Annotated in this window: 4 protein-coding genes; all 4 read left to right on the top strand. The window is 42.1% G+C overall.

The window, feature by feature from the left end; translation table 11 throughout:
- Positions 1–9: 9 nt before the first annotated feature.
- The 4 genes from LY11_RS14550 to LY11_RS14540 all read left to right on the top strand — a co-directional run bounded on the left by LY11_RS14550 (position 10) and on the right by LY11_RS14540 (position 12,444).
- On the top strand, positions 10–7,359 hold the full coding sequence (locus LY11_RS14550) for a non-ribosomal peptide synthetase (RefSeq protein ID WP_111634398.1): 7,350 nt from the start codon (positions 10–12) through the stop codon (positions 7,357–7,359).
- Positions 7,360–7,424: 65 nt separating this feature from the next.
- Positions 7,425–8,708, top strand: coding sequence for a diaminobutyrate--2-oxoglutarate transaminase (ectB, locus tag LY11_RS14545; RefSeq protein WP_111634397.1), 1,284 nt, complete (start codon positions 7,425–7,427; stop codon positions 8,706–8,708).
- A gap of 126 nt (positions 8,709–8,834) precedes the next feature.
- Positions 8,835–8,960, top strand: a complete 126-nt coding sequence (locus tag LY11_RS27180; RefSeq protein ID WP_262510928.1) for a hypothetical protein — start codon at positions 8,835–8,837, stop codon at positions 8,958–8,960.
- A gap of 430 nt (positions 8,961–9,390) precedes the next feature.
- Positions 9,391–12,444, top strand: coding sequence for a SusC/RagA family TonB-linked outer membrane protein (locus LY11_RS14540; protein WP_111634396.1), 3,054 nt, complete (start codon positions 9,391–9,393; stop codon positions 12,442–12,444).
- Positions 12,445–12,466 lie beyond the last annotated feature (22 nt).

Below are 12,466 nucleotides of genomic sequence, written 5' to 3'. Positions count from 1 at the left end.
ATTTATTACATGGAAATCAAAGAATTCATAGCCGAACTATATAACAGACATTTCTCTTTAAATGTACAGGATGGTAAACTCACTCTAAGAGGGGATAAAAACAAATTAACAAATGAACAGATCGCTGCAATCAGAAGTGATACTGAAGTGATCAATTATATAAAAAATAATAAACAAGCACTAATTGATTATCTGGAGCATGCAGAGGCACCTGAAACCAGGAAACGTCATCAGGGCATATCAGCTATTTACCGGCTGAGCGGTTTGCAGGAAGGCATGTTGTTTCATGGCTTATATGATGGCGGGGCCGCTGCTTATCTGGAACAATTTACCTGTGATTTATCGCAGGTAAATACCGGGCTGCTTCAGGAAAGCTGGAAGTTATTGTTACAGCGTCATACTATTCTGCGCAGTAGTTTTGATTATGAATCATTGGGTATGCCGGTGCAATGTGTTCATGAAGAGGTAGTCCTTCCTTTTCAGGTAGTCGATTTTCGCCAGCATAGCCCGGAAATCCAGCAAGCGGAGATCGCTTCCTTCATAGCGGCAGATCTGAAGAAAGGAATCGACTTTAAAAAGCCACCGTTAATGCGGATCAGCCTTTTGCAAACGGGTGAAGATACTTTTTTCATGGTATGGACTTATCACCACATCCTGCTGGACGGCTGGTCTATGTCAGTTTTAATGGAAGAACTGTTAGCATATTATGAACTGCTGGCAGACGGTCAGGAAGTGAAAATAACGGAACAGGATAAATATGAAGACTATATCCGTTATATAGAAAGCAGAGGTTTAGGGGCGCAGGAAGAATACTGGCGTACTTATATGGAAGGTGTAGAAGCTGGAAGTTTATTGCCATTTATTCAAACGCCGGAGGGAAGTACTAAAGGGGCAGGGAGCTTTAAGGAAGAACTGCTTGTGCTGGATCAGCAGCTTAAAGAAAAGGCAGATGCTTATATAAAGGCAGCTGGTCTGACCTTGAATACGCTGATACAAGGGGTATGGGCCTTTATTCTGCACAATTATACAGGTAAAACAGCTGTAACTTATGGGGTTACTGTATCCGGACGACCTGAGGAACTATCCAACATGGAAACCAGGGTAGGAATGTATATCAACACGCTCCCTTTACATACGGCAGTAAAACACGATACAGCAATTGCTGAATGGTTAGCTGCTATTCAGGATGGACAGATTATGTCCAGAGAATACGGTTATACCGCGTTAAGTACTATCCAGAAATGGACTGGTGTTACGGGAGATTTATTTGATAGTATCCTGGTTTTTGAGAACTATCCTGTTGGCAAAAGTGGCCCTTCTGGTCCGGGAAAATTATTGGTAGACAACGTGGTCATCAAAGAGCACAATAATTATCCGCTCTCTATCATTGTAGCGGTAATGGACGAGATCAATATTTTATTCATGTACAATGAAGAAATATTGGGGGAAGTATATGTGCAGCAGTTAAAAAGACATTTTGAACAGGTATTGTCGCAAATTATATCCCCGGGAAAAGACAAGGTAGGTGATTTGGTATTGGTCGAAGGAGAAGATAAAGAGCAGTTATTACATCATTTTAATGATAATTCTTCTGCATATGAACACGAAGATTCTATCGTTTCATTATTCCAAAAGCAGGTTGAACAGACACCTTCGGCGGTAGGCCTGGTGTTTTTGGAAGGCAAGTTAACCTATGCTAAACTCGATGAGCGCAGTAATCAACTGGCCAATTATCTGGTTGAACAGGGGGTTGAAACTGGAATGCTGGTCCCGCTTTGTATGGATAGAAGTTTGGAGGTGATGATCGCCATTCTGGCGATATTAAAGGCAGGAGCTGCTTATATGCCCATTGATCCGGGATACCCTAAGGAGCGGATTCGCTTTATGTTATCAGAAAGCAGCAGCCCGGTAGTGGTGACCACTTCGGACTATGCCGATCTGCTGGAAACACTCGGTGAAGGTATTGAACCGCTAAGTTTAGATAAACTGGCCTATCAGTTACATCAAAAACCAGTGACACCGACAGGTATTGTCTTGTCTGAACAAGAGCTGGCTTACGTGATTTATACTTCAGGTTCTACAGGTCAGCCTAAAGGCGTGAAAGTAACGCATGGCAATGTGGTGAGTCTGGTTCGGGGAGTAAACTATGTTTCTTTCAGTACGGATGATGTTTTGTTATCAACCGGAGCACCTTCTTTTGATGCAACGACTTTTGAATACTGGGGCATGTTACTCAACGGAGGCCGTTTGATCTTATGTGAAGAGCAGACATTGCTTGATCCTGTTTTATTGAAAAATGAAATAGTGGAGCAAAAGGTTACTCAAATGTGGTTTACCGCAGGCTGGTTTAATCAGTTGGTGGAAACAGCTATTGATGTATTTGAAACCCTGTCCGTTATTTTAGTGGGCGGAGAAAAACTATCAGCAAAACATGTACGTAAATTGCTGGAAACTTACCCTGCAATTGAGATTCTTAATGGTTATGGCCCTACAGAAAATACTACTTTTTCGCTAACCTATCCGGTTAAGCCAGGATTTGCTCAAAATATTCCTATAGGTTATCCCTTAAGTAACCGTACTGTGTATGTCTTAAATGAGCAGCAGCAATTGTTGCCAATAGGGGTAACAGGTGAAATTTATCTGGGGGGTGCTGGTTTGTCTGCGGGTTATCTGAACCGGCCGGTGCTGACTGAAGAAAAGTTTATTCCGCATCCTTTTGCCGAAAAAGAAGGAGAACGTTTATATAGAACAGGTGATTTGGGTAAATGGCTTCCGGATGGCAGCATTGCTTATGAAGGCCGTATAGATGAGCAGGTGAAAATCCGTGGTTTCCGTATTGAGCTTGGGGAAATAGAAAGTGTACTGCAAAAATGCGGGGCAGTGAGCCAGGCGGTAGTAACCGTTTTAACTGACGAAGAGGGTGGTAAACGTCTGATTGGTTATGTAGTTCCGAATGGTCCTTATAATCAGGAAAATATCATGGAGTTTTTACAACAAAAGCTACCTGATTATATGCTCCCATCCCTACTCGTCGAAATGGAATATTTGCCGTTAACAGCGAATGGTAAAGTCAATAAAAAAGAATTGCCTGCTCCTGAAGCCGGATCTCTGGCAGAGCAGGCTTACGTGGCCCCAAGAAATGAAACGGAACAAACGCTGGCATTCATCTGGCAGAAAATATTAAAAATCGAACAGATAGGGATACACGAAGATTTCTTTAAGCTTGGCGGACATTCTCTGCTGGCTATCAGACTGATCGGGACGATACGGGATCAAATGAAACTGGAAGTTACCGTCAAAGCGATGTTTGAAAATACAACGATCGCAGCCCTTTCTCAGTATTTACAGCTTAGTGGGAACAAAACATTGCTTCCGCCTATTACCGTGCTGGCAAGACCGGAGTTTATTCCTTTGTCCTTTAGTCAGGAGCGGTTGTGGTTTATAGATCAGCTGGAAGGGAGTGTGCATTATTATATGCCTTCCGTTCTGAAATTAAAAGGGAAGCTGAATCAGGATGCGCTTGCGCAGGCATTGCAAAGTATTGTCCGCAGGCACGAAGTGCTCAGGTCAGTCATCAAATCTACAGATGGTATACCTTATCAGGAGGTTATAGCAGCCGATCAATGGCAGCTTTCTACGATTGAAGTTAAGGAGGAATTGACTGCTGCTATCAACGCGCTTATCCTTCAGCCTTTTGAATTGTCTGCTGATTACATGCTGAGAGCAGGATTAATCAAATTGCAGGAAGAAGAACATTTGTTGGTATTGACGATGCACCATATCGCATGTGATGGCTGGTCAATCAATATCCTGGTTGATGAGCTAACTGCAAATTACCAGGCTGCACTACAAAATACAAAGGCTCAATTACCTGATCTGGCTATTCAATATGCTGATTATGCAATCTGGCAACGCACTTATTTAGCTGGAGAAGTATTAAAGTCACAGCAGGATTACTGGTCAGCAAAACTAGGCGATGCGGCTTTATTGGAGCTTCCGCTGGATTTTGAAAGACCAGCGATACAAAGTACCCGTGGTGCTTTGATGAGTTTTCATATCGATCGCTCATTGACCGATCAGCTGAATAAATTCAGTCAGCAGCAAGACGTTACTTTATTTATTACTTTGCTATCTTCATTTTATGTGCTGTTGTCCCGTTATAGCAGGCAGGATGATATTACGGTAGGTACCCCAATCGCCGGAAGAAGACAAAAAGAATCAGAAGCACTGATTGGGTTTTTTATCAATACACTGGCATTGCGATGTGATCTTAGCGCTTCACCAACTTTCCTGGAATTAGTAAAACAGGTCAAAACAACATCGCTGGAAGGTTATGACAATCAGGATATACCTTTTGAGAAAATCGTAGAAGCAGTAGTTAAAGACAGGGACCGCAGCAGAACCCCTTTATTCCAGGCGATGCTTGTGTTACAGAATACACCAGAAGAACCGGAACTGATATTAGGGGATCTGACGCTGAGCGGTGAAGCGGTAGAACACACTTCTGCCAAGTTTGACCTGAACTTCATGATGGAGGAAACAGCTGAAGGCCTGGATCTGACCATTGTTTACTGTACCGGTTTATTCAGGGAAACTACCATTGCCAGGATGGCTAAACATTATGAACAGTTATTAAAAGCTGCAGTAACCCTTCCTTCGCAAAATGTTAAAACCATGAAATTGCTTTCTTCACAAGAAGAAAATGAGATCGTTCACGTTTTTAATGAAACAGCAGCTGTACATCAGTATGTGCAGGATAAAACTATTATAGATCTGTTTCTGGAACAAGTCAATACGAATCCAGATGCAGTAGCTGCAATATATGAAGACCAGCAACTCACTTACCGGGAATTGGATCAGCGCACAGATGAACTGGGAAGGTATCTTCAAAAACAAGGTGTAAAAGAAGATACGCTCGTTGCTATCTGTATCAACAGAAGTCTGGAAATGGTCATCGCCATTATTGGAATATTAAAGGCCGGAGGTGCTTATGTGCCTATTGATCTGGCATTTCCTGAAGAGCGTATCCGTTTCATCCTGAAAGATACAGGTGCTGCAATTTGTATTACTGACGGAGCTGTTTATCCCGGCGAAGCTGTTACTTATCTGAATATTAAAGATGACTGGTCAGCTATCGGGAGTGAAATTCCACAAGAAGCCCCTTTAAATGCCAGTAAACCGACTAATCTGGTCTATGTAATTTATACCTCTGGTTCTACAGGTAACCCTAAAGGAGTGATGATTACACACGACAACCTGGTAGATTATATCTATGGTTTACAACAAAAATGTGCTGTTAATGCCTGCAGTTCATTTGCACTGGTACCTGCTATAGCTACCGACCTTGGAAATACGATTCTGTTTGGTGCTTTAGCTGCGGGTGGTACGCTTCACATTATCTCCGGGGATTTAACAACAGATGCGCTGTCACTTAACAATTATTTTGAAACCCATATTATTGATTGTCTGAAGATTGTCCCTTCGCACTGGAAAGCATTGTGTATCGACGGGAAGTTATTGCTGCCTGCTCAACTGCTGATTTTTGGTGGTGAAGCTTTGCAGGATGACGTGGTGAAGCAGCTCAGGTTATCTGAAACCAGTTGTGAAGTATTTAATCATTACGGGCCTACAGAAACTACCATTGGGAAATGTATGTATCAGCTGGATCTTCAGCAAGACTATACAGGCGTGCCGATAGGAAATGCTTTCTCTGATACCACGCTGTATATCCTGGATGCCGAAGGCGGAATTGTACCTGTAGGAGCAGGCGGCGAATTGTGCATCGGTGGACGCGGCGTAGCCAGAGGTTATCTGAATTTGCCTGAACTGACCACAGAAAAGTTTGTGCGTAATCCATACAGTACAGCTCCGGATGCACGGATTTATAAAACGGGTGACCTGGTTTGCTGGTTACCAGACGGCAATATCAGGTACATGGGACGGATAGATGATCAGGTGAAAATAAGAGGTTACCGGGTAGAACCAGGAGAAATAGAACGCGTACTGCAAGGAAGTGGTTTAGTAAACCATGCTGTAGTACTGGCTAAAACAGACCATGCCGGGAATAAATACCTCGCAGGATATGTAGTTCCAAAAGATGAGTTTAACAAAGAGCAGCTTATGGAATTCCTGTCAGGATGTTTACCAGCTTATATGGTACCTGCCATATGGGTTTCTTTAGCTGAAATGCCGCTTACCGTGAATGGTAAAATTAACAGAAAGGTGCTTCCCGAACCAGATACCCATAAATTAACGGATACAGCTTATGCTGGCCCCCGCAATATTATAGAAAGGAAACTGGCAGGTATCTGGCAGGAATTACTGGGTATTGAGACGATAGGTATTGATGATAATTTCTTTGAATTGGGTGGCCACTCCCTGATTACGGTCAGGTTACTGGCACAAATCAGAAAAATGGGCTATGCAATCCAATTGAATGCACTCATGATCCATAAAACTATTGAAACTCAGGCTGCCTTACTGACCGGGCTCTTGACGCAAAATGAAACCAGCCTCAATGAACACCTGATCTTATTAAGCAAGACCGAAGGAGATCAAAACTTGTTTATTCTGCCTGGTGGTGATGGAAACCCTGATTGGTACGATCAGCTTGCAGTAGAAATTCATCAGGAAGGCGCGGTATATGGACTTAAAATGATCGGTTTACTGGAAGGTGAAATTCCACTGGATACCGTGGCAGAAATTGCCGCACAAAATATTGAGTGGATCAAAGAAGTACAGCCAGAAGGCCCATACCGTTTAGCTGGCCATTCTTTTGGCGGATATGTCTTGTATGAAATGATCCGGCAGTTAGAAAACCTGGATGAGCAGGTAGAGCAAGCTATTTTACTGGATATACCTGTCAGAGCAAATATTTATCCGATCCCTGTGGATTCACTGGTCAATGATGCGCTTATTTATCTCGAAGAAAACAAGTTTATAACGCAACCTTATCCAGCCTGGATAGCGGAAATGAAAGCTGCTATAGAACAATTGCCTGTCCATGAAAGGCGCGCATTTATGCTGAACCATGTGAAAGTTCAATGTCTTGGAAAAGGTGTACTCACAGACTTCCTGGCCAGAACAGTTTACCTGATGATCTGTAATTCAACTATGGAATATTACATTTCCGGTAAAGTGAATGCGGCGCTGACTGTGGTCCGCGCACTGGAGCAGGAATGGGAAAAAATGGGCTTCGATGAAAACCTGGGATGGGCTCCTCACGCAGATGAAATTCAGCCAGTAGGTGCACCGGGAAATCACGTGACCATGCTCAAGGGTGAAAATGCCAGAACATTAGCCATTCGCCTGAATCAGTATCCCATTCATACCCCAATAACCAACCAAACGGAAGCTTAATCAGCTTCCATATAAAAATCTAATCATCTAACTATTAAATTATAAATTCTCTAATTTTTATTATTATGTCTACACAAGTTTTTGAAACTCTTGAATCCAATGTACGCAGCTATTCCAGAAGTTTTCCCCAGGTATTTCAGAAAGCAAAAGGTTCTTTCTTATACGGAGCAAACGGGGAAGAATATATTGATTTCCTGATGGGGGCAGGGGCGCTTAATTATGGTCATAACAATGATTACATTAAAGCGCAGCTCCTGGAATATATGGCAGGAGATAACATTATGCAGGGGCTTGATATGTTTACTGTGGCTAAAAGTGACTTTATCACCACTTTTAACGATTTGCTGTTGAAACCAAAAGGACTGGAATATAAGTTTCAATTCTGCGGGCCAACGGGTACCAATGCCATTGAAGCTGCACTTAAATTAGCAAGAAACTATACCAAACGTTCTAATGTGATTGCGTTTATGGGGGCATATCATGGTTTGTCGCAGGGTAGTCTTGCGCTGACCAGTAATCAATACCATCGCGATGTAGCTGGAGTAGGACTGCATAACGTTACTTTTCTTCCTTTTGAGAACTGTGGCCCTGAGGGTTTTGACAGTCTTGCTTATTTCGAAATGATTTTGGAAGATACCCATTCAGGAATTGAAAAACCAGCTGCGGTTATCCTGGAAACAGTACAGGCAGAAGGCGGGATTCATGTAGCCTCACCGGAATGGTTGTTTAAACTGAAAAAATTATGCGAAAAACATAGTATCCTTTTCATCTGTGATGATATTCAGATCGGTTGCGGAAGATCAGGTGACTTTTTCTCTTTCGAAAGAGCTCAAATTGCCCCTGATATTGTAGTGTTGTCAAAATCATTGAGCGGTTATGGCCTGCCAATGGCTATCTTATTAATTAAGCCTGAGCTTGACATCTGGCAGCCGGGTGAACATAATGGAACTTTCCGTGGTTATCAGCTGGCATTTATTGGGGGCAGAGCAGCGCTGGAATTCAGAGAAAAGACTGGTTTGGAAGCAGCTGTAAAAGAAAAAGCTTCTTTTATCAAAAGTATTCTTCAGGAAGAGATAGCGGCTGAGGATGAACGTATTGTAATCAGAGGTCTGGGCATGATGTGGGGGATAGATTTATCAAAATTCAGTGATCCGTTATTGGCGAAGAAAATTGCGAAAGACTGTTTTGAAAAGCATAATTTAATCGTAGAATGTGTGGGCCGTCATGATAAAGTGATTAAAATGCTTCCGCCATTAACGATAGAAAAAGAAGTACTTGAAAGGGCACTGGGAATCTTACAGGATACTATAAATTTACATGTTAACCAAAAAGCAGCATTACTTTCTTAACCATTTGGTGAGGCCTTTACCTTTTATCAATGAATAATAATGCCGCATTGCGGCAGAATATGTTTAAATTGCCGAAAATAGAAACGGGATGTCTAATTCAAGACTGAACAATAGTAATTTGAAACCATGAGTAAAGTAGTAAAAACAGAGGATAAAGCAGTAAAAGGTGATGTAGTACGTATCCCACGTAAATTGAAAAAATTAAACAAAAAGAATTTTGGTATTGTTTCTTTTAATGAAAAAGAAGCTTAAGAATTTAAAGCCTCACAGCGATGTGGGGCTTTTTTTTAACACTATAATTTAAAGGCCCCCTGCCTGTCTCTCTTTGCTCACATTTCCTGTAATCAGGAAATGAAATCCCAATCTGGTCTTTATAACCTGCTGTTTCAAACGTTTGAATTGAACAGAAAACGCAGTTTCCTTTTGTTTTATTTTTTCTTCTAAATCATTCTTTGTCAAATATTTATATTGCGTTAAAGTTCATATGCTTTGATTATTTATCGACGCGTACTGGATAAACCAAATATTTATTTACACTAAACTTCCCAGTGATCCCTCTTTGTATGAAGGCCCCTTCACACAAATACAATGCTGATAAAGCGCTTTTCTTTACAGAAAAATGGCTCTTAATCCTATATAACCAACCAACCTAACCAAAAACCAACCTCCAAAAATTAAACGTATGAAGAAAAAAATCAGCTTACTAACTGTGTTTCTATTCGCAGGTTTACTTGTTGCTACCGCTCAGGATATACAAGTGAATGGAATTGTTAAGGATGCTCAGGGAGAACCACTGCCAGGGGTTTCCGTAAAACTACAAGGCACAACAAAAGCAACCAGTACCACTGCCAAGGGTACTTTTACGCTCTCAGCTCCAGCTGCCGGGACTTTGATTTTCAGGAGTATAGGCTTTATAACCAAGGAACAGGCCGTAAACAACCGTCAGCAAATCAATATTACGCTTGAAGCTGACAATACCAATCTCGATGAACTCGTGGTTGTTGGTTACGGTTCTGTCAGAAAAAGTGACCTTACCGGGTCCGTTGCCTCCATCAGTTCCAAAGACATCAAAGCTACCCCGGTCGCTTCTTTAACACAAGCCATTCAGGGGAGGGCCGCAGGAGTCCGGGTTTCACAATCTTCCAATGCTCCCGGAGGCGGAATGAATATCCGTATTCGCGGAGGTAACTCTATTCAAGGCGGTAATGAACCACTCTATGTGATTGATGGTTACCCGCTTTACAATGAAAACGGGCCTGGAATTAACCCCAACGATGTAGAATCTATGGAGATCCTGAAAGACGCTTCTGCAGCTGCTATTTACGGTTCCAGAGGTGCGAATGGTGTAATTATTATTACGACAAAAAGAGGTAAAGCAGGACTTAACCGCATTCAGTTTGAAAGCTATTATGGGATTCAGAAATTAAGAAAAAAACTGGATCTTCTGGACGCATCCCAGCTTGCTACCTTGGTTAATGATGGAATTGCCAATGTAAACGGAGATAATATCGGGAAGCCAGGTTACCCGAAACCTTTAACTTATACTGATGCTCAAATTGCTGCGCTGGGTAAAGGAACTGACTGGCAGGATGAAATCTTCCAAACTGCACCTATTCAAAACTATCAATTGACATTTTCCGGTGGAACTGATAAATCGCAATATGCCGTAGCCGGGAATTATTTTAGCCAGGGCGGGATTGTCACCAACTCTGATTTTAACCGCGGCTCGGTAAGGGTAAATCTGGACCAGCAATTATCCAGCAAATTTAAATTCAGCAATAGCCTGACTGTGACCAATAGCAAGAGCAACTCTGTTGCCACAGACGGGGATGGCGGCGGTAATGGCGGTGTGGTCTATGGCGCATTATTTTTCTCACCAACAGTTCCTGTTTATGATGCCCAGGGAGACTATAGTATGAATAACAGGCCAGGCGGGCTTTTAATCAGTAATCCTTTAGCATTAGCAAAAGAACGTACCAATATTGAATTGAAAACCCGTTTATTGGGTAATACTTCGCTGGAATATAAAATTACTGAAGGCTTGACCTTGAAAACCATGTTTGGTGCAAATATGGCTTTCAATAAAACCAACTTTTACCTGCCAAGAACAGTTTATTCAGGACTGGCCACAAATGGAAGAGCAGAGATTACGAATTCAAGATACTTTGAGTGGTTAAATGAGAATACTTTAACCTATAAAAAGGTAATCTCTAAAATCCACAGCTTTAATTTCCTGGTAGGCTATACTTTTCAGAACGCTAACTATGAGGATGTAAAAGCCAGTGCGCAAAACTTTGCCAGTGATATTCAGAAGTACAATAATATGGGGGCTGCCCAGCAAACCAATCCCAATACTTCGAATGCCTACGACTGGAGTTTGCGCTCTTACTTAGGCCGTATCAATTATGACCTGGACAGTAAATATCTTTTCACCTTATCAGGAAGATACGATGGCTCTTCGAGATTTGGGGATGGTAAAAAATACTCTTTCTTTCCCTCAGGATCTGCGGCATGGAGACTATCGAATGAGCCTTTTATGCGCAAGCTGACTGCGGTAAGTGATTTAAAATTCAGGGCCAGTTATGGGCTCACAGGTAACCAGGAAATAGGTCAGTATCAGTCATTAGGAGCTTTGCAGACTGATGGTTATAACTTTGGAAATGTAATTGTTATCGGTTATGCACCAAATCGTATCGCTAATCCTAACCTGAAATGGGAAACTACCGCTCAGTTAAATTTCGGAGTGGACCTGGGTTTATTTAAAAACAGGATTACCCTGACTACAGACTGGTATCAGAAGAAAACCAAAGATCTCTTATACAACGTTTCCCTGCCTATTACCTCAGGATTTTCTACCTCACTGCAGAATATTGGAAAGGTTAAAAATGAGGGGCTTGAATTTGCTGTAAATACTGTCAATCTGAATGGTGCTTTCCAGTGGAATACGAACTTTAATATTTCCTTCAACAAGAATAAAATCCTTGACCTTGGGGCCGTTACAGATGATATTCCTTCAGGAGGGGCCAGTGGCCACTTGCAATTAGGAAGTTCTGGAATACTTCGTGTAGGACAGCCAATCGGGGTTTTTTACGGACTGGTTACGGATGGGATCTTTCAGAATGCAGCAGAAGTTGCCGCCTCCGGACAGAAAAATGCGAAACCCGGAGAACGCAGATATAAAGATGTCAATGGCGACGGTGTAGTCAACTCCACAGACCGTGTGATACTGGGACATGCACAGCCCGATTATACTTTCGGGTTTACCAATAATTTCTCTTATAAAGGATTTGATCTCTCTATATTCATTCAGGGCGTACAGGGGAATAGCATTTTCAACTTAAACAGGTATGAAATGGAATCCATGACAGGGGTTAGTAATCAGTCTGCCACTGTGCTTGACCGCTGGACTCCGGCAAATCCCGGTAATGATATGCCTCGCGCAAGTTCGGCAGGCTCTCCATACCAGGTAACCAGTCATCAAATAGAAGATGGCTCCTACATTCGTTTAAAGAATGTGCAACTGGGCTATAACTTTAGTCCCGGACTTTTAAAAAGGATCAGGCTCTCCAATGTTAAAGTATATATCAGCGGGCAGAACCTTATCACTAAAACCAAATACTCAGGCTATGATCCGGAAGTGAGCCGGTTTGGACAGGACAACTTAAGCCAGGGGACAGATTATGGAAGTTATCCATCGTCAAAAATATTCCTGGTAGGTATTAATATCGGGCTGTAAAAATTCAATAAACATTAAAAAT

The sequence above is a fragment of the Pedobacter cryoconitis genome (assembly GCF_003259615.1).
Classification (GTDB): Bacteria; Bacteroidota; Bacteroidia; order Sphingobacteriales; family Sphingobacteriaceae; genus Pedobacter; species Pedobacter cryoconitis.
This window is presented reverse-complemented; position numbering and strand designations above follow the sequence as displayed.